The organism is Victivallis lenta, from assembly GCF_009695545.1.
Lineage (GTDB): Bacteria > Verrucomicrobiota > Lentisphaeria > Victivallales > Victivallaceae > Victivallis > Victivallis lenta.
This window is the reverse complement of record NZ_VUNS01000019.1, coordinates 88,292-111,030: the sequence shown is the minus strand read 5'-3', so window position 1 is coordinate 111,030 and position 22,739 is coordinate 88,292. Positions and strand designations below refer to the sequence as shown.

Annotated in this window: 21 protein-coding genes and 1 tRNA gene; 14 read left to right on the top strand and 8 right to left on the bottom strand. The window is 61.8% G+C overall.

All coding sequences use genetic code 11. The features are described 5' to 3' along the window. Positions 1–434: 434 nt before the first annotated feature. The 5 genes from FYJ85_RS15875 to FYJ85_RS15855 all read right to left on the bottom strand — a co-directional run bounded on the left by FYJ85_RS15875 (position 435) and on the right by FYJ85_RS15855 (position 5,599). Positions 435–1,718: a tyrosine-type recombinase/integrase gene (locus tag FYJ85_RS15875; protein ID WP_206213238.1), complete on the bottom strand. Its 1,284-nt coding sequence runs from the start codon at positions 1,716–1,718 to the stop codon at positions 435–437. 125 nt (positions 1,719–1,843) lie between these two features. Next, a tRNA-Arg gene (locus tag FYJ85_RS15870) sits at positions 1,844–1,920 on the bottom strand. 79 nt (positions 1,921–1,999) lie between these two features. Continuing rightward, positions 2,000–3,982: a DNA mismatch repair endonuclease MutL gene (gene mutL, locus FYJ85_RS15865; protein WP_106051272.1), complete on the bottom strand. Its 1,983-nt coding sequence runs from the start codon at positions 3,980–3,982 to the stop codon at positions 2,000–2,002. Next, the gene (locus tag FYJ85_RS15860) at positions 3,975–4,592 is read right to left on the bottom strand and encodes a tetratricopeptide repeat protein (RefSeq protein WP_154419472.1); all 618 of its coding nucleotides are present in this window, start codon (positions 4,590–4,592) and stop codon (positions 3,975–3,977) included. The genes mutL and FYJ85_RS15860 overlap by 8 nt, the downstream gene beginning before the upstream one ends. Beyond that, positions 4,589–5,599 (bottom strand): ABC transporter ATP-binding protein, encoded by a 1,011-nt coding sequence (locus FYJ85_RS15855; RefSeq protein ID WP_106051274.1) that lies wholly within the window; start codon positions 5,597–5,599, stop codon positions 4,589–4,591. Before FYJ85_RS15855 ends, FYJ85_RS15860 begins: the two co-directional genes overlap by 4 nt. A 171-nt stretch (positions 5,600–5,770) precedes the next feature. Between FYJ85_RS15855 and FYJ85_RS15850 the strand changes: the two genes are divergently transcribed. Next, positions 5,771–7,003 carry a beta-ketoacyl-[acyl-carrier-protein] synthase family protein gene (locus FYJ85_RS15850; RefSeq protein WP_106051276.1) on the top strand — a complete coding sequence of 411 codons (1,233 nt, stop codon included), beginning with the start codon at positions 5,771–5,773 and terminating at the stop codon, positions 7,001–7,003. Position 7,004: 1 nt separating this feature from the next. Continuing rightward, complete coding sequence (lipA, locus tag FYJ85_RS15845) at positions 7,005–7,892, top strand: lipoyl synthase (RefSeq protein WP_154419471.1); 888 nt, start codon at positions 7,005–7,007, stop codon at positions 7,890–7,892. Here the strand turns inward: lipA and FYJ85_RS15840 are convergent. The 3 genes from FYJ85_RS15840 to FYJ85_RS15830 all read right to left on the bottom strand — a co-directional run bounded on the left by FYJ85_RS15840 (position 7,850) and on the right by FYJ85_RS15830 (position 9,893). Further along, a complete protein-coding gene (locus FYJ85_RS15840) occupies positions 7,850–8,713 on the bottom strand; it encodes a DUF1848 domain-containing protein (protein ID WP_154419470.1) in 864 nt (287 codons plus the stop codon). The genes lipA and FYJ85_RS15840 overlap by 43 nt on opposite strands. Further along, positions 8,710–9,312, bottom strand: coding sequence for a DNA-3-methyladenine glycosylase family protein (locus FYJ85_RS15835; protein ID WP_106051280.1), 603 nt, complete (start codon positions 9,310–9,312; stop codon positions 8,710–8,712). The genes FYJ85_RS15840 and FYJ85_RS15835 overlap by 4 nt, the downstream gene beginning before the upstream one ends. 77 nt (positions 9,313–9,389) lie before the next feature. Next, positions 9,390–9,893, bottom strand: coding sequence for a hypothetical protein (locus FYJ85_RS15830; protein ID WP_154419469.1), 504 nt, complete (start codon positions 9,891–9,893; stop codon positions 9,390–9,392). A 72-nt stretch (positions 9,894–9,965) separates the two neighbouring features. On the opposite strand from FYJ85_RS15830, the gene tsaD reads away from it, so the two are divergent. The 12 genes from tsaD to FYJ85_RS24090 all read left to right on the top strand — a co-directional run bounded on the left by tsaD (position 9,966) and on the right by FYJ85_RS24090 (position 22,726). Beyond that, entirely contained in the window at positions 9,966–11,042 is a 1,077-nt protein-coding gene (gene tsaD / locus FYJ85_RS15825; RefSeq protein WP_106051283.1) for a tRNA (adenosine(37)-N6)-threonylcarbamoyltransferase complex transferase subunit TsaD, read from the top strand. A 15-nt stretch (positions 11,043–11,057) separates the two neighbouring features. Continuing rightward, positions 11,058–11,696, top strand: coding sequence for an HAD family hydrolase (locus FYJ85_RS15820; RefSeq protein ID WP_106051285.1), 639 nt, complete (start codon positions 11,058–11,060; stop codon positions 11,694–11,696). 30 nt (positions 11,697–11,726) lie between these two features. Then, positions 11,727–13,733, top strand: a complete 2,007-nt coding sequence (locus FYJ85_RS15815; protein WP_154419468.1) for an alpha-amylase family protein — start codon at positions 11,727–11,729, stop codon at positions 13,731–13,733. 45 nt (positions 13,734–13,778) lie between these two features. Then, positions 13,779–14,606: a nitroreductase family protein gene (locus FYJ85_RS15810; RefSeq protein WP_106051288.1), complete on the top strand. Its 828-nt coding sequence runs from the start codon at positions 13,779–13,781 to the stop codon at positions 14,604–14,606. Between the two features lies 1 nt (position 14,607). Beyond that, on the top strand, positions 14,608–15,957 hold the full coding sequence (locus FYJ85_RS15805; protein WP_154419467.1) for a CCA tRNA nucleotidyltransferase: 1,350 nt from the start codon (positions 14,608–14,610) through the stop codon (positions 15,955–15,957). A gap of 87 nt (positions 15,958–16,044) precedes the next feature. After that, entirely contained in the window at positions 16,045–17,358 is a 1,314-nt protein-coding gene (locus FYJ85_RS15800) for a phenylacetate--CoA ligase family protein (protein ID WP_106051291.1), read from the top strand. A 52-nt stretch (positions 17,359–17,410) separates the two neighbouring features. Continuing rightward, positions 17,411–18,664, top strand: a complete 1,254-nt coding sequence (locus FYJ85_RS15795; RefSeq protein WP_106051293.1) for a DUF445 domain-containing protein — start codon at positions 17,411–17,413, stop codon at positions 18,662–18,664. A 120-nt stretch (positions 18,665–18,784) separates the two neighbouring features. Further along, positions 18,785–19,627, top strand: coding sequence for a hypothetical protein (locus tag FYJ85_RS15790; RefSeq protein ID WP_106051296.1), 843 nt, complete (start codon positions 18,785–18,787; stop codon positions 19,625–19,627). A gap of 4 nt (positions 19,628–19,631) precedes the next feature. Next, positions 19,632–20,630 (top strand): hypothetical protein, encoded by a 999-nt coding sequence (locus FYJ85_RS15785; protein WP_154419466.1) that lies wholly within the window; start codon positions 19,632–19,634, stop codon positions 20,628–20,630. A gap of 19 nt (positions 20,631–20,649) precedes the next feature. Beyond that, positions 20,650–22,116, top strand: a complete 1,467-nt coding sequence (locus FYJ85_RS15780) for a COG3014 family protein (protein ID WP_106051300.1) — start codon at positions 20,650–20,652, stop codon at positions 22,114–22,116. An 18-nt stretch (positions 22,117–22,134) separates the two neighbouring features. Continuing rightward, positions 22,135–22,593 (top strand): YcfL family putative periplasmic lipoprotein, encoded by a 459-nt coding sequence (locus FYJ85_RS15775; RefSeq protein WP_106051302.1) that lies wholly within the window; start codon positions 22,135–22,137, stop codon positions 22,591–22,593. Between the two features lies 1 nt (position 22,594). Further along, a complete protein-coding gene (locus tag FYJ85_RS24090; protein WP_268878770.1) occupies positions 22,595–22,726 on the top strand; it encodes a hypothetical protein in 132 nt (43 codons plus the stop codon). Positions 22,727–22,739: the final 13 nt, after the last annotated feature.

The window sequence follows — 22,739 nt, the reverse complement described above, 5'->3', positions numbered from 1 at the left end:
TCGCTTTTTAGGACAGCTGATTTACAACAAAGGGGGGCTACTTTTGAGAATTGGTGTGAAATAGATGAAAATGAGGGGGCGTAATCAGAAAATTACGCCATTTTGAAAATTGTTAGGACAGGTGTGATCTCAAATTTCAAATTCCACATTGAGAGCAACAGATGGATGACAACTTATATCAGGACGTGACTTTCAAGTAAAATGATATGAAACTTAACAATCCAAACCCTGATTGGCTTATTCAACGAATCGGCATATGGTCAAATGAAACTTTCAAATTTGAAACTGGGACTTTACGCTCAGAATCTCAAAATTATCGTTTCAAATTCTCCACTTGCAGAGTCATTTTAAGGGTGAAACGTCTCAAAAAGAAAGCCTCCAGTTTCATTTTCTGGAGGCTTAGTCTCAAGATACAAGCTATTATAAATAAGTATTTACACTTTCAGAACGTGCCGGACACGGTTCAAAATTTCCTCGGCAGGGATATCGGGAGTATCGAGCAACTTCAATGCTTCTTCGATCCGCTGGCGGTCGGATTTGGTCGTGATGGAAGCCACCGCCGCAATCGCTTCCATTTGAGCCTCCTCGCCGATATGAACGTAGTATTTATCTGCAATATCGGAATCGGTGCCGAGGATTGAAAGTAATACAGCTTTCGGGACACCCGCCTCAGCACAATGACTGGCGAAGCTGTGGCGCAGGGAATGAAAGCCGTAGACCGTAGCCTTCTTCTTGCGCCCCGGCACCTCCACGGATGGTTCCAACCCGATCCAGCGGATCACCCGGAGAATGTCCAAGCCGACTTTATTGCATCCGACATCTTTGCCGCTGGCATCTTTCTGCTTATAGCGAGCCGCACAGTTCGGGCAGATATATTCATCACGCTTCCATGCCAACGCTTCCTCAAGTACCGTCAATAGCTGATCGGCGATTGGAATCGTGACTTCTTTTCCGGTCTTGAATTGCTTGACCCAGATGCGCCGCCGTTCAAGATCAACCTTATGCCATTGCAGCAGAACACAGTCTTTCAGCCGCTGGCCGGTAAACATCCCCAAATGATAGATGACCCGGATTTCCGGTTTGTTCTTCACCTTGTGCGTAGAATCGGCCAGTACGTCCAGCAATGCCTGTTCCTGTTCGCGAGTAAAGGCAAGACGGCGTGTATTGTGTTCCTGCTCTTCGCGGTCTTTACGCCACAGGACGGGAGATTGAAAAGGAGAACCGTCGGGACAATACTCGATAAGCGTAGAAAAGATTTTCCGCAGCCGTTTGATCTTGCGATTGTGCGTATCGACGGCCAGTTGACGTTCCCGAAGCTTTTGCGCATAGGCATCAGCCAGCTCCGGCGTCACTTCATGAAGATATTGGCAGCTTTCCGGCAGAGATGCCAGGAAGTCCCGCAAGTCGGCTTCATAATTGAGCCGTTCGTTTACGGTCGCAGGGGTGGCGCGGTTCGGATGCTTGGAATAAGTGTTCCACACCTCGGCAAGCGGCAACACGTTTGCCGGTTTGATCAGATTGCGCGCGTGAGCGACGTGTGCCGAAACGACCTCTATGCTGGTTGCTTTCAGAACCGGAAGCAACTCTTTGACTTTCCGCTTCGCTTCTTCCTGATTTTTGGTTTTCAGGCTGATCGCTTTTCGTTCACCATTGATCTGATAGCGATAATAGTAAGTTCCGCTTGGTTTCTGGTAGATGGTGCCGACTTCCTGCTTCATGACTTTCCTCGCCATTGCCCTGTTTCCTCGTAACTATCCTTGTGAGCTAAAATACCACTGATTTCGAGGATTGAAAGGCTGAAACGGCACCGAGTGGCACTTTTTTGAGGAATCTGAGGGTAAAATGGTACACCCAAAGGGACTTGAACCCCTAACCTTCTGGTCCGTAGCCAGACGCTCTATCCAATTGAGCTATGGGTGCATCGCATGATATTATTTAATATAGCCCGCCTGAGCGGAAAAGCAAGCCGCTTTGAGGGGAATTTCAAGAAAAATTCCTGTCAGCGCCGGGCGAAGCGCTTTTCGATCTCCCGCAGGGTTATCGTGATCATCGTCGGACGTCCGTGCGGACAGAGCGTGCCCTGACGGCACTCTCCGAGCTGGCGCAGAAGCTCTTCCGCCGCCTGGCGGGGCAGCGCATCGTGCGCTTTGACCGCCGCGCGGCAGGCGGCGCGGGCAACGTATTCCAGCTCGACCGGCAGCTTGTGCTCGAGATTGTCCAGCAACTCCTGAAGCATGTCCGGAATCATCACCGTCAGCTCCCGGCTGCTCGGCAGCGCGGCAGGAACCGCATTCAGCATGACCGTGTTGCTGCCGAGCGGCTCCACGTCGAAGCCGACCGCTTCGAAGATTTTCCGGTTCCGCAGCAGCAGGGAGGCCATCGTCTGCGGCAGCTCAAGTGTCTGCGGCAGAAGAAGCGCCTGCGATGCGGCACCGTGGCGCGCCGCATCAAGCAGCCGCTCAAACATGATCCGCTCGTGCGCCGCATGCTGGTCGATCAGGATCAGCCCGGTTTTGCCGGAGGCAAGCAAATAAGTGTCGTCAAGCACGCCGATGATTCCGGTCGGCCATTCGCCGTTGAACGGAATATCCGGATAGTCGAACTTTGAACGGACCGCGAGCGCAGCCGCCGCCTCCGGCTCCGTTCCCGGCGCTGTGTCGGTCAGAAAACCGGCGTTTTCATTCGGCACCGGAGGATAATCCGGGGCCGGGGAGACATAAAGATCGTTTTCCGCCGGCTCCGGCCGCGATTCGGAAGAAACGGCGGAGTCCGCCGGAGACAGCCCCGCCGGGGGCGTCGCAGCCTGCGGGGGCGGAGTCGTCTCATACTCTTCGGCGGACGGCTGTCCCGGGGCAGGGGGGATGATCTCCGGCATCACCGGCTGCTCGCTCCGCCGCGGCTCGTATTGCACCGCAGCGGAATCCAGCACCATCCGGAGCGGGATTTGTCCTGAAAGCGGCAGTCCCTCCGCCCCGGCCGGAGGCCCGGCCTCGCGGGTGCGTTTGAGCGCATTCCCGACCGCCGCCGCAATCGCCCGGCTCACCGCGTATTCGTGCTTGAAACGGACTTCGCGCTTGGCCGGGTGCACGTTGACGTCGACGTCGAGCGGCGACATGACCAGGAACAGAATCGCCGGAGGAAAGCGGCCGCTCTCCGCCAGCGTCGCGTAGCCGTCCCGGATTCCCCGGTAAATCGCTAGCGACTCGACCGCACGCCCGTTGACGAAGGTCCGCTGCTCCCGGCGGCTGTTGCGGGTGAAGCCGGGAGAGGCGATATAGCCGGTGATCTCCATTCCGTTCTCGCGGTGGCTGACCGGCCAGAGGGAATCGGCGTAAACCCGCCCGAAGAATTCGCGCAGGCGCGGCGCGGCGTTTTCCGCTGCCGGGGAGTGAAAGACGCTTCGCCCGTCCATGACCAGTTCGAACGCGACCTCCGGGCGCGGGATGGCCAGTGCGAGAACGGCCTCTTCGATATGGTGCGCTTCGGTCGCATCGGCCTTCAGGAACTTTTTCCGCGCGGGCGTGTTGAAAAAGAGATCGCGCACCCGGATCGTGGTGCCGACCGCGCCGCCGCACGGACCGGCGTCGATAAGTTTTCCGCCCTCCACGACGATCTGCGTTCCTTCCAGCTGCCCGGCCGTGCGGGTCGTCAGCGTCAGGCGGCTGATCGACGCGATCGAGGGGAGTGCTTCCCCTCGGAATCCCAGCGTTACAATATTGTCGATGTCGTCTTCGCTCAGCAGCTTGCTCGTGCCGTGGGGCTCGAGCGAAAGCATCGCATCGTCCCCGTCCATGCCGCAACCGTCGTCGGAGACCGCAATGAGCCGGGAGCCGGCGCGTTCGATTTCAATGCGGACCCGCCGGGCACCGGCGTCGATCGCGTTTTCAACCAGCTCCTTGACCACCGACGCCGGGCGTTCGATGACTTCGCCTGCCGCGATGCGGTTGCTGAGCTGTTCGGACATTACTTTGATTTTACTCATGATCCGGCTCCTGGGCGGGGGCCGGCTCTGCGGCCGTTCCCCCTGCGGGGTGATTTCTTCTTTTGGCGTCGGCTTCGGCCAGGGAAAGATAATAGGCCGCCGTGCCGTCGTCGCCGAGCTCCTTGTAGGCCATGCTCAGATTCAGGTCGATTCCGGGCAGGTTCGCGTCGATGGCGCACGCGGCCAGAAGCTCGCGGATGCCCGCCTCGTACCACTGCATGCGGACCATCGACTGCCCGAGGTTGTTCCGGGCAACCGGGTCTTTCGGATAACGTGCGAGGATGGCGCGGAATACGTTGCTTGCGTCGTAGTAGCGCCCCGCCATGTAATAGACGTTTCCGAGCATCCGCTGTGCCGTGATATTGTCCCGGTCGAGATTCAGAATCCGTTTGAGTGAACGCTCCGCCTCCGGATAGCGTTTCTCTTCGAAGAGCCGGGTCGACTGGCTCAGCAGCTGGCGGATGATCTGCGGGGAGGGGGCCGGAAGCCGAGCGCTCCGGCGGCTTGCCGCATTCTGGCCGCCGTAACTGTAAATGACCGCGGCGGTCAGCAGCACGACGCCGAGCAGCGAGCCAGCCATGATGAACAGCTTCGAGGAATCCCGCTTCATCCGAGCGCGTCCCTTTCCGCCGGAAACGGGTGGAAACAGCGGACAAAGTGGCCGTTCTCCGGCTCCGTGCGCCCGGGGATGCAGTTCCGGCACTGTTCGCGTTCGGCCTCCGAGAGCGTTTCGAACCGTTCGCAGCGGTCGCTGAACCGGCAGCCGGGCGCGAAATCGTCGGCCGACGGCACATGGCCGGGAATGGTGGAGAGGCGTTTCCCGTCTCCGCCGAGATGCGGCACCGCCTTCAGCAGCGCGCGGGTGTACGGATGCGACGGGTGCTTCAGAAGCTGCCCGGTTGCCGCGTATTCGACGATGTTGCCGGCATACATCACGGCGACCCGGTCGGCCTTCTCGGCCACGATGCCGAGGTTGTGCGTGACGAGGATCACAGCCATGTCGCGCTTCCGGCGCAGGTCGTCGATCAGCTCGAGAATCTGCGCCTGAATGGTCACGTCGAGCGCGGTCGTCGGTTCGTCGGCAATCAGCAGCTTCGGGTTCCCGGCCAGCGCCATTGCGATCATGACCCGCTGCTGCATGCCGCCGGAGAGCTCGTGCGGATAGGCGTCGACCCGGGTTTCGGGCGCGGGGATGCCGACCAGCTTCAGCAGCTCGACGACCTCCGCGCGGCGGTCGGTCACCTCCGGCCGGTGGAGTTCAAGCACCTCGGCGATCTGGCTGCCGATGCGGAACACCGGATTGAGCGAGACGGACGGTTCCTGGAAAATATATGCGATGCCGCCGCCGCGGACCTTTCGGAGCCGCCGCGCGGAAACGCGGGCTAGATCGATCTCCTCCGCCCCCTCCCGGAACAGGATTGCATCGGCGGAGACCCGGGCCGGAGGCGTCGGCAGAAGCGACGTCAGCGCCAGGCAGCTGATGCTTTTCCCGCATCCTGATTCCCCGACGAGAGCGAGAATTTCGCCGCGCTCGACCTCGAAGCTCACGTTGTCGACCACGTGGGGAGCCCGGGAGCCGAATGCGATACAGAGATTTTTCACCGTCAAAAGAGCCATGTCGCAGAATCCGAAAAAACGCCGTGATATTTTTTATTCAATATAACACGAAATCCATTAAGATTCCACAATATTTCGATGCGGGGAGTAGAAAAAAGGGAAAATCGCAGTTATATTACATCACGAAAATGTGGTTGAATGATTTGAAATCCATCAACGGAAAGAGGATGCATGGAAAGAGCATTTATCTCCGGCCGGGGGCTGATCAGTCCCATCGGCGGAACGGTCGCGGAAAATGAAGCCGGGCTGCGGTCCGGAAAAAGCGGAATCATCCAGGAACCCTCCTTTGTCGAGCACAAACTCGAAAGCATCGTCGGCGGCAGCGCCGGGCCCGTCCCGTCCTGTTCGCTCATCGACCGCAAGACGCTCCGTTTCTGCCCCCCCGTCGGCGTCATGTCCGTCGTCGCGGTTCTCGAAGCACTGAACGAGGCCGGAATCGGGCTTGACGAGCTCCGGAACATGCGCGTCGCCGTCATCGGCGGCGTTGCCGGCGGCAACTACCTCGAGCTTTACAAGGAGACCGACAGCTACATGAAGGCCAATTACCGGCTCCGCAACGTGAGTCCGTACTGCGTTCCGCGCATCATGCCGTCGAACGCGGTGGCGAGTCTTTCGCTGATTCTCGGGCTGACCGGCGAATCGTACGATATTTCGGCCGCCTGCGCGTCGAGCGCGATCTCCGTCATGGTCGGAACACGGCTGATCCGTTCCGGACAGTATGACGTCGTCATCGCCGGCGGCGCCGAAAAGCTCGACTGGGTCCAGGCGCTCGGTTTCTGCGCCTGCCGCGCGCTGTCGCGCAAATTCAACGATACGCCGGAAAAGGCGAGCCGTCCGTTCGACCGCGACCGCGACGGCTTCGTGCTTGCCGAAGGAGCGGCCTACGTGGTCCTCGAATCCGAAAAACACCTGAAGGCGCGCGGCGGCCGGGCGATTTCGGAGGTCTCCGGCATCGCGTCGAACAGCAATGCGAAGGATATGGTTGTGCCGGACGCGACGGCGTCGGCCGACGTCATGCGCGCCGCGATCGCCGATGCGGGGCTCCGTCCCGATGCGGTCGGGTACGTCAATACGCACGGCACGGGCACTCCGGTCGGCGACCCGGTCGAACTGGCCGCAATCCGCGAAGTGCTCGGCACCGGTGCTGCGATCAACAGCACGAAATCGCAGACCGGCCACATGGTCGGAGCGACCGGCGCGGCGGAGATCATTTTCACGTCGCTGATGCTTGAGCGCAAATTCCTGTCGCCGTCGATCAATCTCGACAATCCGGACCCGGAATTCGGCTGGGCCGACCTGGTCCGCGAATGCCGCGACGGCGTCGATATCCGGCACGGCATTTCGAACAGTTTCGCCTTCGGCGGCACCAACGCCGCCGTCGTCATCTCCGACTGCGGGAACTGACATGAGGGGCGAGGGCAGGCCGCTGCGGCCGAAACTGCCGGACTGGCTGAAGGTCCGGGTTCGCGCCGGAGGCGGGGAAGGGGTGGCCGGAATCCTGCGCGACCTGCGGCTCAACACGGTCTGTTCCGGCGCGCTCTGCCCGAATATCGGTGAGTGCTTCTGTTCCGGAACCGCGACGTTCCTGATCCTCGGCGGAAGCTGCACGCGCAACTGCAGATTCTGCGCGATCGACCACAATCCGCATCCGGCTCCGCCCGAGGAGGACGAGCCGGAGCGCCTGGCCGAGGCCGCCGCCCGGCTCAAGCTCAATTACGTCGTGGTCACCAGCGTGACCCGGGACGACCTGCCGGACGGCGGCGCCTCCTTTTTCGCCGCCGTCATCCATGCGCTGCACCGGCGGCTGCCGGAAGCCGGAGTCGAGGTGCTGACCCCCGACTTCAACGGAAGCGGCGAAGCGATTGCGGCCGTTCTCGCGGCCGGACCGACGGTGTTCAATCACAACATTGAAACGGTCGAACGGCTGTCGAATGAAATCCGGACCCGAGCGACCTACCGGAAATCGCTCGAGGTACTGCGGCTCGCCGCGAAGGCCGGGAACGGAATTCCGGTCAAGTCCGGCATCATGCTCGGACTCGGCGAGACGGACGATGAGGTTGTCGAAACCCTGAAGGATCTCCGCCTGGCCGGCGTGTCGATCGTGACCATCGGCCAGTACCTGCCGCCGTCGGCCGATCATTGGCCGCTCGACCGGTTCGTGACGCCGGACGAATTTGCTCGTTTCGGGAAGATCGCAGAGGAGCTCGGCTTCTCCGCCGTCGCCAGTTCGCCGCTCGTGCGGAGCAGCTATCACGCCGGCGAACTGCAGAGGAAGGGCGAAGCCGGATCATAGGCGGCGGCGTTTTTCCGCGCCGAGCCGGGAGTGCGGTTGGCGTAGCAGTAGAGGCAGCCGTGCGGACAGCAGTTGACGCTGCCGATATCCGCGCTTCTGACGCAATTGCAGAGCGGGCGCTGCCCCGGGTCTTTCCGCTCATCGATTCCGCGCCCGCAGATCGCCCGGACCCAGGAGCTGCCGATGCAGGCGGCCGCCGGCAGACAGAGGCCGGACTCCGCGCACGCTTCGACTTCGATGCCGTATTCGCGCCCGATCCGGGCAAGCTCGGCTGCGAGGCGGTTCCTGTCCTTCGGCGGCGGGTCGCAAACCGATTTCCCGGCGGTGTTCCGGACGGTCCTGGCGTAGAAATCGAGAAAGCTGACGATGCAGCGCTCCGTATGACCGGCCAGGGCCTGCGCGAGCCGGCCGAAACGGTCGATATGGAACGTTTCGTCGTACTCCGGGGTAAAGAGGATCGGATCGTAACGCCAGGTCATTTTCCGCCTTCCGATCCGGCCGGCGAGGGCGCGGAACGTGTCGAGCCGCGTTTCCACCGGCGGCAGCCTCGGTTCGAAGTCGGCACGGTACGCATTCAGGGTGAAGTTGATGCCGAACGGAATGCCGAACGACTCAAGTTCTCCGATCCGGGCGAGAAGCGGCGCCGGATTCTTGCTCCAGAACACGATGCAGTCGGCCTCTTCCGGCGTCAGCCCGACCCGGCGGACCTGCGCCGGATTCATCGGGTTGCGGACCAGCGCGAAGCCGGCCCGCAGCCGGGCGAGCATCCACTCCATGTAGAAGGCCGGAATGTCGGTCCGGCGGCTGGCGCTGACGATCATTCCCCGGCGAGCTCCCACAGATAGAACGCCGCAATGCTGCCGTAGGGCGAATACCGCTTCCGGTAGCGCAGGAAACGTTCGCGGGGCAGGACTTTGTGTCCGTAAAGCCGCATGATTCCCTGCCGGATGCCGAAATCCCCATAGCTCAGCACATCCTGCCGTCCGAGTGAAAAGATCAGCAGCATCTCCGCCGTCCAGACGCCGATGCCCGGCAGCGCCGAAAGCTGTTCGACTACCTCGGCGTCGCTCATCTCCGGGAAACGGCCGATGGGCAGCGTTCCTGCCAGCACGGCTTCGGCTGCGCTCCGGATGTTGCGCGCTTTCTTCATCGACATGCCGCAGGATTGAATCTCCTCCGGGGACAGCGCCGCGACCGATTCCGGCGTGATGCGCTTCACCTTGTCGAGCAGCCGGTTTTCGACCGTGACCGCCGCCTTGCCGGAGATCTGCTGCGCGATGATGCCGCCGGCCAGGGCGGCGAACAGATCCGGCGTGAGCTCCCGCTCGAGCCGCCCCATCCGTTCGATCAGCGCCGCGAATTTCCTGTCGCGTTTCGACAGATGTGCAAGCGCTTCGTCACCGTATTCAAAACATGCCATCGATTCCGGCCTCCTTCTGTTCGAGATCATGATATCGATACCATATCTCGTTTTTTCCGGAATGCAACCGGTGACGCTCATCGAAAACGCTGCAGCGCGAGAATACCGAGCGTCAGCGCATAAAACGGCGCTGATAAATCGAACGAACCGTATACGCACCAGATGAAGGTGCAGCCGAGCAGAAACGGCAGCAGCGTCTCGAAGAAGGCGGTCACGGTTTCCGCCGTTCTCCCGGCGCCGCGCCGGAGTTCCGGCAGGTGCGCGAGTCCGAGCACGATGATCCAGAGCCCGATGCCGATCACGCCGAGCCGGTCGCGCCGGGGAAAGAGGAAAAAAACCGCTCCGGAGGCGACAGGCGCGAGAAGCGCCGAAGCAATCCAGTAACGGGCCGGTGCCGCGAGCGCGCGGAGCAGCGCCGCGCCGGACAGCAGGAAGAACACCGCGCAGCCCGCCAGCGCCCCGAGCGGCGGCCGCAGCCAGACGGCGAAAGCCAGAGCCAGTGTGAAGCCGGCCCGCAGATTGGATGGAAGGCGCCGTCTGCCGAACAGCAGCTCCCGGGTTATTTCGACGGTTTTTTTCATACGGTATTTGTGTTTGCATCAAAGATATAGTATATTTCTCAAATATCAAGTTGTGCAAGGATTTTTTTCAAAATGGCTCTGATTCTGGGAATCGAAACCAGCTGCGACGAAACCGCGGCTGCCGTTGTGAAAGACGGATATGAAGTTTTATCGAGCAGCGTCGCGTCGCAGATTGCGAAACATGCGGCGCACGGCGGCGTGGTGCCGGAGCTTGCGGCGCGCGAGCATCTGACCGCACTCACGCCGGTGCTCGACGGCGCGTTGCGCGAGGCCGGCGTCACGCTGGCGGAGATCGACGCGATCGCGGTCACGCAGGGGCCGGGCCTGATCCCGGCGCTGCTGGTCGGGCTGTCGTTTGCAAAGGGACTCGCGATGGGAAACCGGATTCCGTATGTCGGAGTCAATCATTTCATCGGGCATATCTACGGCGCGTTCCTCGATGAGGCGAATCGCGCGCTCGAGGACGGGGCAAGCTACCCGCTGCTCGCGCTCGTCGTTTCGGGCGGACATACCTCGCTCGTCCTCATCGGGCGGGACGGAAAGGCGACCGCGCTCGGCGGCACGATCGACGACGCGGCGGGCGAGGCGCTCGACAAGGGCGCGAAGCTGCTCAATCTCGGCTATCCGGGCGGCCCGGTCATGCAGCGGACGGCCGAGGGCGGAGATCCGCACCGGTTCGAATTCCCGCGCCCGCTGACCGGCGCGGCCGGGAAACCGCTCGCGCCGGAAAACCGGTATAATTTCAGTTTCAGCGGCATCAAGACTGCGCTGCTCTACCATGTGAAGCATCATGCGGACGAAAGCGGCAGACTGCCGGAGGCGCTGCTCAGGGATACCGTCGCCTCCTATCAGGAGGCCGTCGTCGACGTGCTGACCCGCAAGACGCTGGCCGCCGCGAAGGAGACCGGCGCGAAAACCATCGTGGTCGCCGGCGGCGTCGCCTGCAACAGCGTTCTGCGGGAGAGGTTCGAGCGGCTGACGCCGCCGGGCGTCCGGCTTCGCCTCGCGGCCCGCAAATACTGCACGGACAATGCCGCCATGATCGGCGGCCTGGGATATCATTACTGGAAGAAGCGTGAATTTTCGGCATTCGACATCGATTCGTTCGCACGGCTGCCGCAGATCACGCAGATTCCGTTTCTGGGATAGGAGTCATACGGAACAATGGTGAAATTGATTGTATTCGATCTGGACGGGACGCTGATCGACTCCCGGCACGATCTGGCCGGAGCAGTGAACCATATGCGCGGTTCGATGGGGCTTGAGCCGCTTGCCACCGAGAGGATCGTCCGTTTCGTCGGCAACGGCGTGGCGAACCTGGTGCGCCGCGCGATTGCGGATTCCGACGTCGATTTCGAGGAAGCCCTGCGGCGCATGAAGCGTTATTATGCCGGGCATCTGGTCGAGACGACCGCGCTCTATCCGGGCGTTTCGCGGGGACTCGCGGAGCTGCGCGAAGCGGGAATCCAGCTCGCTGTTCTGTCGAACAAACCGACCGATGCGAGCCGGAGGATTCTGGACTGCCTCGGCGTCGGCGGATGTTTCGCCGACATCATCGGCGGCGACTCGGATTTCCCGCTCAAGCCGGAGCCGGACGCATTGTTCGCTCTGATGCGGAAGCACAATGTGCCGCCTGAACAGTGCTGGATGTTCGGCGATCACTATACGGATCTCGAAGCCGCGCGACGGGCCGGCTGCCACCGCGCGCTCGCCCGTTACGGGTTCGGAGAGCCGCGCGAGGAAAAGTTTGAGTTCGAAGTCGGGTCGTTCCCGGAATTCGTCATGGCAATCAAGGGATTTTGAACGATAAAACAGGTCGACGAGGGAGGTTGTATGCATCACTTGAGATTCCGTCAGGTTCATCTTGACTTTCACACTTCGCCGGATATCCCCGGCATCGGAGAGAAATTCGACCGCAAAGAGTGGCAGGAGCGGCTGAAGAAGGCGCACGTCGATTCGATCACCTGCTTTTCCGCCTGTCATCACGGCTGGAGTTACCATCCGACCAAAGTCGGGGCGATGCATCCGCATCTGAAGTTCAACCTGCTGCGCGAGCAGATGGATGCGGCGAAGGAGATCGACGTCAAGGTGCCGGTCTATGTGACCGCCGGACTCAACTACCGGATTTCGCAGCTGCACCCGGAATGGAACGAGTATTCGCACGAGGGGAAGGGGCCCGAGCCGCTCACCGGCGGTTTCATCAAGCTCTGTTTCAACACGCCGTACCTCGACTATCTGTGCAGCCTGATCGAAGAGACGGTCGAACTGTTCCCGGATGCGAACGGCATTTTTCTCGACATCATCAACCAGGGGCAGTGCTGCTGCAATCACTGCATGAAAGGGATGCTGGAATCCGGGCTCGACCCGGAGAAGGAGGCGGACAGGATCGCCTTCGCCCGCAAGGTGCTGGAGAATTATTACGTCCGCACCACCGCCGCGGCGCGGAAATTCAATCCCGACATGCCGGTGTTCCACAACAGCGGCCACGTGACGGTCGGCGACACGGAAATCCTGAAACATTTCAGCCACCTCGAACTCGAAAGCCTGCCGACCGGCGGCTGGGGGTACGACCACTACCCGATGTCGGCCGCCTACTGCCGGAACCTCGGGCTGGACTTTCTCGGCATGACCGGGAAATTCCATACGACCTGGGGGGAATTCGGCGGGATCAAGCATCCGAACGCGCTGCGCTACGAGTGCGCCGCGATGCTGGCCAACGGCTCGAAATGCAGCGTCGGCGACCAGCTCCACCCGGACGGCGAGCTCGACGAGAGCACTTATGAGTTGATCGGCAAAGCCTATGCCGAGGTCGAGCAGAAAGAGGCGTGGTGCGACAATGTCGAGTCGCTGGCCGAAATCGCGATTCTCGCCTCTTCGGCGGTGAACTGCAAACGCGAGTCGCCGAGCGACGTCGGCGCCGGACGGCTGCTGCTCGAGGCGCATATTCCGTTCGACGTGATCGATTCCGGAATGGAGTTCGGACGCTACAAGTTCCTGCTGCTGCCGGACGACATCCGGCTCGACGACGCGCTGAAGGCCAAACTCGAACTCTTTGCCGCGCAGGGCGGCAAACTGATCCTGTCGGCCGGCAGCGGGCTCGCGGCGGGATCGGATGCGTTCGCGCTCTCCCTGCCGTTCACCGATGCGGGCTGGAGTCCGTATTCGCCGGACTATATCGAAGCGGCGCCGGGTTTCGCGCCGGAGTTTGCGAAGACGCCGTTCGTCATGTACCTTCCGTCGCGCCGGATCAAGGTCCGCGATGCGGAATCGCTCGGCAAGGTCTTCGACCCGTATTTCAACCGCAGCTTCCGCCACTTCTGCAGCCACCAGCATGCGCCGTACCGCACGGAGCCCTCCGGCTTCGACGCCGGCGCGATGAGCGGCAATGTGCTCTATTTCGCACACCCGGTCTTCACGATCTACCGCGCATTCGGCATGGTTTATCTGCAGGAGTTCGTCCTGAAGGCGATCCGCCGCTTCATCGGCGCGGAGCGGCAGGTCGAATCGAACCTGCCGACCACGGCGCGGGTCACGCTCTTCGAGCAGCCTGCCGAACAGCGGGCGGTCCTGCACCTGCTCTATGCGAATACGGTCAACCGGGGCGGCCCGGGCATCGCAATTCCGAATTCGCCGTTCAGGGAGAGCCGCCCGATCGAGGTCGTCGAAGAGCTGCTGCCGCTCCGCGACGTCGGAGTTTCCGTGAAGCTCGGCCGCCCGGTCCGCTCCGTCCGGCTCGTTCCGCAGGGGACGGAGCTGCCGTACCGGGAGAAAGAGGGGCGCATCTCCTTCACTGTGCCGGAGCTGCTCTGCCATCAGATGGTGGAGTTCGCCTACCGGTGACCGGTTTCACGGGAGAGCTGTTTGCCCGAACAGGAGTAAAGCAATATGACAGAACTGAAATTCCATGTCGATGAATCGAAATGCATCCGCTGCGGAGCCTGTATTCGCGACTGCGCGCCGGCGATTCTTGAATTCGATCCCGATTCCGAGTATCCCCGGGTGATCCCGGGGGCGGAGCCGGGCTGTACCCGCTGCCAGCACTGCCTGGCGGTCTGCCCGCGCGCGGCGGTCGAAATTTTCGGCCGCGATCCGGAAGAAAGTCTGCCCGGCAACGCGGTTCCGGACCCGGACGAAATCCTGTCGCTCATTGCGAATCGCCGTTCGTTCCGCAGTTACCGGCATGAGAATCTCGACCGCGTAACGCTCGACAAGCTCAAGGACATGCTGCGTTTCGTGCCGACCGGGGTCAATGCGCATTCGCTGCATTTCGCCTTTATCGACGAAGTCGAGGTCATGGATTCGTTCCGCAATTATGTCATGGACCGGGTCGCCGGCATGCTCGCGGAGGACCCGGACAACCCGTTCCTGAGCCGGATGGAGCGTTACCGCAGGCAGTTCATCGAAGGGCGCGACGTGATCTTCCGCGGCGCGCCGCATATGGTGGTTGCGGCGGCGAAGGAGGATTCGCCGTGTCCGGCTTACGATCCGGTCATCGCGCTGTCGTATTTCGAGCTTTACGCGCAGTCGCTCGGCGTCGGGACGGTCTGGTGCGGGCTTGCCCTGGGAACGCTCAATTATTTCCCCGAACTTATGGCGCGGCTGAAACTGCCGGAGGGCTACAAAGCCGGCTACTGCATGCTGTTCGGGCCGACCGGCCTGCGTTATCCGCGCGCGACGCAGCCGGATCCGGCCGGAATGCACTCGGTCGAATAAGATGCGGCTCCTCCCGGTTCAGTTCCGGCCGACGCCGCTGCTCGAAGCCGCCTCTTCGGTGATCCGCACGCTGAAGGGCGCCGGATTCGACAGCGGGATTGTCGGGGGAGGGGTACGCGACTCCCTGCTCGGGCGGCCGCTCTCCGACTGCGATATCGTGACTGCGGCGCGGCCGGAGGAGCTTGCGAAACTGTTCCCCGGGAGCCGTCTGGTCGGTGCGAGCTTCGGCGTTTCGCTGGTCCGGCACGGCGGTTTCGAATTCGAGGTCGCCGCCGCGCGGCAGGAGCGTTTCTACCTCGACGGGCGCCACCCCGGCGAGGTCAGGTATACGCGCGACCTCGCCGTCGACATGCAGCGGCGGGATTTCACCGTCAATGCGCTCTGGTACGATCCGGTGACGGAAATCGTGCATGATGCGGTCGGCGGAATCGATGATCTCGAACGCGGCGTCCTCCGCACGGTCGGGGAGCCCGAAGAACGGTTTTCGGAAGATTATCTGCGGATGCTCCGGGCCGTGCGCTTCGTTTCGCGTCTCCGGTTCCGGCTGGACCCGGCGGCCGAACGCGCAATCCGCCGTCTCGCCGCGAAGTGCGGCGAACTCACCGGGGAGCGGCTGCGCGGCGAACTCTCTTCGATGCTGACCGGGCCGGACCCGGCCGGAGCCGTGCGGCTTCTCGAACGGACCGGGATTCTTGCGGTCGTGCTGCCTGAGGTCGCGGTGCTGCGCGGCGTCGAGCAGCCGCCGGAATTTCACCCGGAGGGAGATGTTCTCACTCACACGCTGCTGATGCTCGAGCATATGGCGAAGCCGGACCCGCTGCTGGCCTGGAGCGTCCTGCTGCACGACGTCGGCAAAGCGGTCACGCAGAGCCGCGATGAAACCGGGCGCATCCGTTTCTTCGGCCATGAGACGGCGGGGGCGGAGACGGCGGCCGCCATTCTCGAACGGTTCCGCTTTTCGACGGCGGAGCGCGACGGCATCGTTCAGGCGGTCCGGAACCACATGCGGTTCGCCTCGGTTCCCCGGATGAAGCCGGCGAAGCTGCGGCGGCTTCTGGCCGACCCGAATTTTCCGCTTGAGCTCGAACTGCACCGGCTGGACTGCATCGCCTGTCACGGCATTCTCGACGTCTTCGTCTTTTTGCTCGACCGGCTGGCGGAAACGCCGCATCTGCAGACGCTGCCGGAGCCGTTCGTCATGGGGCGCGACCTCGTTGCGGCGGGAGTCCGGCCGGGGCCGCGCTTCCGGCCTGTGCTGGAAAAGGTGTTCGACCGGCAGCTTGCCGGGGCGTTCGCGTCGCGGGAGGAGGCGCTTGCCTGCGCGCTCCGGCTTCTGGATTCCGGCGGATGAAGCGCCGCCTTTTCTCGCCGGAACGGTTGTTTTTCGGCGGTTTGCGGTGTATATTACCCGATTCAAACAAACGAGGGTCTGTAAAAAATGTCGCTTTACCTGAACGATGACTTGAGTGCGCTCGATTACGTGCAGCTCGATTACCTGCGCGAATTGCAGCTGGAACGCCTGAAGAAAATTGTCCGCCACGCCTATACGAACGTCACCCTCTTCCGCAGCCGCATGGATGAGCGCGGGCTCACGCCCGACTGCATCCGGACGCTGGGCGATCTCGGCAAACTTCCGTTTACGGTAAAGGCCGACCTGCGCGACACGTATCCGTTCGGGCTCTTCGCGGTTCCGATGTCGCAGGTCGTCCGGCTTCACGCCTCGAGCGGTACCACCGGCAAGCCGATCGTGGTCGGCTATACCCGGCAGGATCTCGACATCTGGATGCAGGTCATGAAACGCGCGCTCGCGAGCTGCGGGCTCACCCACGAGGACGTCATTCAGGTTTCGTACGGCTACGGGCTTTTCACCGGCGGACTCGGCGCCCATTACGGTGCCGAAGCGCTCGGTGCGACCGTCGTGCCGACTTCCGGCGGCAACACGCAGCGCCAGATCATGCTGATGCGCGATTTCGGCACCACCGCCGTCTGCTGCACGCCCTCCTACTTCTACTATATGGTCGAGCAGGCGGCCGCGGTCGGCATCGACATGCACAAGCTGCCGATCCGCGCCGGCATTTTCGGCGCCGAGCCGTGGACCGAGGAGATGCGCAAGCGCATCGAGCACGACGCCGGCATCAAGGCTTACGATATCTACGGTCTCTCCGAAATCATCGGTCCCGGCGTCGCCATCGAGTGCTGCTGTCAGAAGGGCATGCATATTTTCGAGGACCACTTCTACCCGGAAATCATCAATCCGGAGACTGGGGAGGTTCTGCCTGACGGCGAATTCGGCGAACTGGTTCTGACCACGCTTTCGAAGTACGCGATGCCGATGATTCGCTACCGCACGCGCGACCTGACCCGCATCGTCGCCGAGCCGTGCGAATGCGGCCGGACCATCCGCCGCATCGAACGAATCTCGTCCCGCAGCGACGACATGTTCATCATCCGCGGCGTGAACGTCTTTCCGTCGCAGATCGAAACGGCGCTGCTTTCGGTCGAGGGGACCACCGCGAACTATAACATCCTTCTCACCACCGAGCACGGACTCGACAACATCGAAGTCGATGTTGAAGTCACGGAAGAGCTTTTTTCGGACAAGGTCCGCTCGATGGAAGGGCTTCAGCAGCGGCTGACCGCCGCCATCGAAGGCGTGATCGGACTTCGCGTCCGCGTTAAGCTCGTCGCCCCGAACACGATCCAGCGCAGCGAGGGCAAGGCGCGCCGCGTCATCGACCACCGCGAACGCTGACGGCGGGAAACCGGGAGGATGCACTCTTCCCGGCCGGGCTGCAGGAGAAGCCATGAACAACCGGTGGATGTCGCGAATTTTACTGTTTCTCTCGGGAATCAGCTGGCTGACGATCCTTATGATCGTCGTGAAGGCCGCGACCGGCTGGAGCGGCCCCGGCTGGTTTTCGCTCTGGATTTTTCCGGTCATGACCGCGGCGGCGGTCGGATTCCTGACCAATTTCATTGCGATCGAGATGTTGTTCAAGCCGTATGAACGAACCGGTTTCCACTGGCTGCGGCTGCTTTCACTCGGACTTTGGAAGCAGGGGATGGTTCCTGCCAACAAGGCGAAGATCGGCCATGTACTCGGCGAAGAGATTCCCGAGCGGCTGCTGAAACCCGGGGAAATCTCGCGCGAGATCGGCGCCCGGATTTCGGCTATGGCTTCGGATCCCGAGCTGCTCACGCAGGTGCGTTCCGCCGTGCAGCTTCTGCTGCGGAAGAACGAGGAGTCGGTCATCGCATTTCTGCAGCCCCGGGTCGAACAGTCGCTGCTTGCGGCGCTCGACCGGAACCTGACGCCGGAAAATCTGCGGAAATTCTGGGACGACGTTCTGGCCGGGCAGCTCGCTTCGCCGCAAGCGAGGGAACGGATCGCTTCCGGCATCGTCGCCGGGCTGAAAACGCGGACGCCGGAGATCCGCGAGCTTCTGCGGGAATTCATGCGTGACGGCGTCCGGAACTACGTCAACGACCGGCTGGCCTTCATCCCGCGCTCGGGCGATTTCGCATCCGGAATCGTCAACCATCTGAACTGGAACGATATCGAGCGGGAGATCGCCCGGAAGCTCGGCGATGCGAAAATTCACGGCCTCATCAGCGAAGAGCTCGCCATGCAGACGGAGCGGCTGCGCGCGTGGCTGCACAGCGACGAAGCCGCTCCGGAGCTCCAGGCGTTTCTCGACGGCGCCAAGGTCAAGCTCGCCGATTTCCTGCACGCCTACCTCGCCGAAATCGTTCCGCAGGCCGCGAATGAGATCCTGAGCTCGGATGCGCTCTGGAACTGGGTCCGTTCGGAGCTGCTGCCGGCATTGCAGCGCTACCTGGACTACTGGATGGCCCGCGACGGCCGCCGGCTCATCATCGACATGCTCGACATGAACCGCCGCATCGAGCAATCCATCGCCGACCAGAACGTGCGGGAATTTCACGCCATGATCAACCGGATCGCGGCCGAACATCTCGGCGCCATTCAGGTGCTCGGCTACATCCTCGGCGCCGCCGTCGGCCTGCTGCAGCAGTTCGCCGTGCTGCTGGCGCATTGAGTCCCGCCGTTTCTTTTCCGCATTTTACGCGTGCCGCCGCTTGACACGGAGCGCCGCGCACATTATGTTAGATTCATTGAAGGAAAGGACGTTTCGCCGTTCTGCCGCACAGGAGGAGTTATGAAAAAAACGGTTTCATTTTTATTGGGCCTTGCAGCCGCCGTCGCTTTGTATGCGGGGGAGACGGCCCCGTACAAGGTCTGCGTGCTCGACTTCACGACCGCTGATATAATCGGGCAGAAACGTTTTCTCGATGCGGCAAACAAAAAGATCGAAATTCCGGCGCAGGAAAGTCTGAATACGGCCGACCGGCTTTCGATCAACCGGGTCATGCAGGGTTTTATCCGGATGATCGACGCCTTCGACAGCGCCCGCACCAACCAGGCGAACCGCGACGCGCAGATCGAAGACAACCGCTGGAATCGGGCCAGAGCGCTTGAGCTGTACAATCTTACCGTCAGGGGAGAGGCCCGCCCGGTCGTTCTCGGCGGCGAATATCTGGCCGCGTATCTCGGCAGGATGAATCATCTGTTTCGCCCGGTCGAGGTTTCGCAGGTTACTGCGGCAATGGAGAAAGTGGCGGCCCGGCCCGGCTTTCCGGAACATTTCCAGCAGCAGCTTGCGGCCGAATCCGGTGCCGAGCTGCTGATTTTCGGGACCGTCTCCGACCTCCGCAGCCGCGAACGTTCGTTCAGGGGATACGGCATCGAGACGAAAACCATCACCTGGGAGCTCGACGTGATTCTGAAGGTGGCCGACCTCGGAACCGGGCAGATCGTGTACGGCAATGTCTACACCGGGACGCTCAGCGAACAGCAGCGTCCGTCCGCATCCGAAATCGACCATAACCGGTTTCAGACGCTGATGACCTCCGCGTTGAAACAGGCGGCCGAAGACCTCGCGGCAGTGGCCGAAAACGGCTTCCGCGCCCCGGCGCCCGCCGCGCAATCACAGGGAGAATAGCAGAATGATCAGGAAAATTCCGGCGATTGCCGCCGTCTGCATGTTGTTCGGCGCTCTTTTTTCCGCCGACCGGATCGCCATCGCCGAACCGGCCGCGAAGGGCGGCGTGACTCCGCAGGAGATCGAAACTTTCTGGGGCATGCTGGAGAGTTCGGTCGACGGCGGTTACGAGCTTGTTTCGCGTTCGGCGCTGAAACAGATGCTGGCCGAAATCGGTTTCACCGACAACTCCGGACTGGCCGAGCTGAACGCGAAGCAGAAGGCGAAGCTCGGCGAAATCAGGACCGTCAAATATATCCTCGTTTCGACCATCGGGAAATTCGGCAGGAGGCTGAATCTCTCGCTTTCGCTGATCGACGCCTCCACCGGGGATGTCCTGCCGGACCGGAAGGTGACGGATACGGTCGGCACGCTTGAGGAGCTGGCGGACAGGCTGCCCGGGCTCCTGCGCGAAATCGGGCTCGGCACCGAGGCGAAGAAGCGCGGAATCTACGCCATGCTGCACCCGGTCATCACTGCGAAGAATCCTCCCGATTACCTGTCGGCCAGTTTCAGCTCGGGGCTCGAAAGCTTCCTGCTGGGAAAAGGGATGCGGCTGCAGAATCTGAAGACGGTCGACTCGATTCTGCGTAAAAACGGAATCGGCAGCCTCGATGCGGCCGAGCCGGCGCTCTTCGCCCGGATCGGCGAGCTGCTTCGGGTCGACAGTCTGATCCGTCCCGAAATCACGCGTTTTTCGGTTACGGTGAAGCGGGAGTACATCGCGGCCTCCAAGCGGACCGTCGAGCGCCGGATCTGCAATCTTGACGGCGAAATCCGGATTCTATCGACCGGAACCGGGGAGGTCGTCGCCGTTATTCCGTTCCGTCAGAAGATCGATTTCGACGATGTTGAAGCGAAGGAGGACACCGACGACTGGACCGCCGAGGATTACGGCAAGTACGCCGTCGAACAGCTGATTCCGGCCATCGGCGAAAACGTGTTCCGGGCGATCGGCCGATAGAATTCGCGGGGAGGCTCGGGTGAAGGTTCTGACCAGGTTCCGGTTTGCGGCGGCGGCCGTGGGAGTGCTGCTGTTCACCGGCTGCTCGAGCATCACGAACTCGCATCTGCAGAAAGAGCCGCTGATGGCCGAGTATCTCGCCGGAAAGGACGCCCGGGTCGAGCTGCGTCTTTCGGAAAAGCTCAAGTCTGCCCTCAACACCGGCGACGAGCTCATGTGGCGGCTGGAAGCCGGAGCCTTCTTTTTCAATATCGGCGACTACCGGCGCAGCGTCAACGAATTCGAGCGGGCCGAGGCGCTGATCGCCGATTACGACGACCGGCCGACCGTCAGTGTGCGCGATGCGGGCGGGGAGGGCGGCGCGCTGTTGACCAATTTGAATGCGCTGCCGTATCGCGGCTTCGGCCGGGACCGCATCGCGCTCTCGATCTTCAAATCGCTGGCCTATCTCGGCGAGGGGAGGCCGGAGTCGTTTTTCGCTCAGCTCCGGCGGCTCCGCACCGCTCAGAAGGAGGTCCACGAGAAGTACCGGAAGTTCTTCGAGGAGGAGGAAAAATCGCTGGCCGAGGCGAAGAAGCGCAATCCCGGCGCCGCCTCCAGCGTCAGGGGAGGAGGTGCCGCCGTGGCAGGCCGGAGCGACAGTGCGGAATTCAACGCGGCGCTGGCCGAAACACGGAAAATCGCGCATCGCGGCTACGGAAACTTCCTGAATCCGGCTGCGCTGTTCCTGTCCGGGCTCGGTTCGCTGCTGGAAGGGGATGCGGACAATGCGCGCATCGACTGGGCGCGGCTTTACGAGGCGCTGCCGTCGAATCCGCTGGTGCGGCAGCTGTATGTGACGATTCTCGACCGGACGAAACAGAAAGTGCCGGAGGACCTCAAAGAGGTCAGGCCGTTCGATTTTCCGCTTGACCGCGACTGCGTGTATGTGCTCTTTGCGAACGGGCGCAGCGCGGCGTTCCGGCAGGTGGCGATTTATTACCCGGTCATGACCGCTTATCCGGTCTGCGAATATTATCCGGCGCCGTACCGCTTTCTGAAGGTCATCGCCGGCGGTCAGAGCGGCGAAACCCGGCTTCTGGCCGACATGGACGCGATTCTCGCGCAGGAGTACGACGAGCGGCTGCCCGGCATGATCACGCGGATCGTCCTTTCGACCGCGATCAAGGAGGGTGCCGGCTATGCGGGCGCCTGGGCGGTCGGCCGGGAGAATGAAGCGGCCGGAGCGGCGGTTCTGCTGGCCTCGATGGTCTACCGCGCGGCATTCAACACGGCCGACACCCGGAGCTGGGAGATTCTGCCGAAAGAGTTTCAGTTCTGCATTCTGCCGATGCCGGAGAACCGGACCGTCGTGCTTGAACCGGACGGCCGGAAGAGCGGAGAGAGAAGCGTGGTCATTCCGGAGGCGGACCGTTCCGCCATTGTTTACGTCAACGCCCCTGCCGCCGGAGAGCTTCGCGTGCAGGTGCTGGGGTTGCCTCAATAAGACAAGAAGGAGTCCGATATGAAAAAATTGTGGTTGTCTCTGTTGTCTGGCGGCTTGCTGCTCGCCGGAACCGGGTGCCAGAACACCGTGAACCGGGTCGAGAACGCCGACAAAACCATGACGCCGAACGTCGTCAACGACAAGCGGTTCGTGACCGACGGCTTTCTGGCCGACCGCCTGCAACTGACCGGGATCAATACGGCGACGACGCCGGACGGCCTGCTGCGGGTCCAGATTACGGCGGTCAACGTGCGCGTCGGCTTCTTCTCGCAGATGTGGAGCGGCCTGACCGGAGAAAATCCGTACAGAATCCAGTATCGCTTCACCTGGTTCGACAAGGACGGCATGGCGGTCGATTCGATTGTCTCGACCTGGAAGGAGATGACCGTCATTCCGGGCGAAGAGGTTCAGATCCAGTCAATCGCTCCGAGCCGCGATTGCAAGGACTTCTCCATCAGCCTGAAGGAGGCGGAATAACATGCGCGCGCTGCTGCTGGCGGCCGCCGCTGCCGTGGTGACGGGTGCCGTTCTCTGCGGCTGCAGCGGCCCCGAAACGAAAACTGAAGTGTACAACTGGGATGAATATACGGAAGATCATCCCGCCCAATAAGGAGAAAAATACC

Bases quoted from the DNA above. Each gene is read 5' to 3' on its own strand.
- FYJ85_RS15875 (WP_206213238.1), bottom strand. From the start codon at position 1,718: ATGAAGCAGGAAGTCGGCACCATCTACCAGAAACCAAGCGGAACTTAC.
- mutL (WP_106051272.1), bottom strand. From the start codon at position 3,982: ATGAGTAAAATCAAAGTAATGTCCGAACAGCTCAGCAACCGCATCGCG.
- FYJ85_RS15860 (WP_154419472.1), bottom strand. From the start codon at position 4,592: ATGAAGCGGGATTCCTCGAAGCTGTTCATCATGGCTGGCTCGCTGCTC.
- FYJ85_RS15855 (WP_106051274.1), bottom strand. From the start codon at position 5,599: ATGGCTCTTTTGACGGTGAAAAATCTCTGTATCGCATTCGGCTCCCGG.
- FYJ85_RS15850 (WP_106051276.1), top strand. From the start codon at position 5,771: ATGGAAAGAGCATTTATCTCCGGCCGGGGGCTGATCAGTCCCATCGGC.
- lipA (WP_154419471.1), top strand. From the start codon at position 7,005: ATGAGGGGCGAGGGCAGGCCGCTGCGGCCGAAACTGCCGGACTGGCTG.
- FYJ85_RS15840 (WP_154419470.1), bottom strand. From the start codon at position 8,713: ATGATCGTCAGCGCCAGCCGCCGGACCGACATTCCGGCCTTCTACATG.
- FYJ85_RS15835 (WP_106051280.1), bottom strand. From the start codon at position 9,312: ATGGCATGTTTTGAATACGGTGACGAAGCGCTTGCACATCTGTCGAAA.
- FYJ85_RS15830 (WP_154419469.1), bottom strand. From the start codon at position 9,893: ATGAAAAAAACCGTCGAAATAACCCGGGAGCTGCTGTTCGGCAGACGG.
- tsaD (WP_106051283.1), top strand. From the start codon at position 9,966: ATGGCTCTGATTCTGGGAATCGAAACCAGCTGCGACGAAACCGCGGCT.
- FYJ85_RS15820 (WP_106051285.1), top strand. From the start codon at position 11,058: ATGGTGAAATTGATTGTATTCGATCTGGACGGGACGCTGATCGACTCC.
- FYJ85_RS15815 (WP_154419468.1), top strand. From the start codon at position 11,727: ATGCATCACTTGAGATTCCGTCAGGTTCATCTTGACTTTCACACTTCG.
- FYJ85_RS15810 (WP_106051288.1), top strand. From the start codon at position 13,779: ATGACAGAACTGAAATTCCATGTCGATGAATCGAAATGCATCCGCTGC.
- FYJ85_RS15805 (WP_154419467.1), top strand. From the start codon at position 14,608: ATGCGGCTCCTCCCGGTTCAGTTCCGGCCGACGCCGCTGCTCGAAGCC.
- FYJ85_RS15800 (WP_106051291.1), top strand. From the start codon at position 16,045: ATGTCGCTTTACCTGAACGATGACTTGAGTGCGCTCGATTACGTGCAG.
- FYJ85_RS15795 (WP_106051293.1), top strand. From the start codon at position 17,411: ATGAACAACCGGTGGATGTCGCGAATTTTACTGTTTCTCTCGGGAATC.
- FYJ85_RS15790 (WP_106051296.1), top strand. From the start codon at position 18,785: ATGAAAAAAACGGTTTCATTTTTATTGGGCCTTGCAGCCGCCGTCGCT.
- FYJ85_RS15785 (WP_154419466.1), top strand. From the start codon at position 19,632: ATGATCAGGAAAATTCCGGCGATTGCCGCCGTCTGCATGTTGTTCGGC.
- FYJ85_RS15775 (WP_106051302.1), top strand. From the start codon at position 22,135: ATGAAAAAATTGTGGTTGTCTCTGTTGTCTGGCGGCTTGCTGCTCGCC.
- FYJ85_RS24090 (WP_268878770.1), top strand. From the start codon at position 22,595: ATGCGCGCGCTGCTGCTGGCGGCCGCCGCTGCCGTGGTGACGGGTGCC.